The sequence below is a fragment of the Oleiphilus sp. HI0061 genome (genome assembly GCF_001635675.1).
Genome location: NZ_LWFE01000807.1, coordinates 1 through 510, shown reverse-complemented (window position 1 = coordinate 510; position 510 = coordinate 1). Strand labels below are relative to the sequence as shown.

1 protein-coding gene is annotated in these 510 nt (G+C 48.2%); it reads left to right on the top strand.

Annotated elements, in window-relative coordinates:
* Positions 1 to 510, top strand: a 510-nt coding sequence (locus A3735_RS09690; protein WP_156499577.1) for a DUF5011 domain-containing protein, incomplete at both ends; no start/stop codon positions are given.

Genomic DNA, 510 nt, shown 5'->3' with positions numbered 1-510 from the left:
ACTTGGCTCGGCAAGCATCAACCATGAACAAGGAACTGCTTATAGCGACCGTGGCGCCAGTGCTACAGACAATACTGACGGTGATATCACCGCCAGCATCACTGTATCCGGTTTTGTCGATGCAAATGCCGCTGGCACATACACTCTCAATTACAACGTTAGCGACAGCGCAGGAAATAACGCAACAACACTAACACGTACTATTACAGTTGTTGATACAACGCTACCGGTATTGACCTTAAGCGGAAGTACTCCAACTAATCATGAGCAAGGAACAAGCTATACCGATGCAGGCGCATCCGCCAGTGATACCGTTGACGGAGACTTAACTGCAAATATCCTTGTCACGGGCTCCGTTGATGCAAATACTGCCGGCTCCTATATTCTTACTTATAATGTTAGCGATACAGCCGGTAACGCAGCCACATCAATTACAAGAACCGTTATCGTGGCCGACACGACAGCCCCTGCTATTACCATTATCGGCAGTTCAGCCGTCAACCATGAACA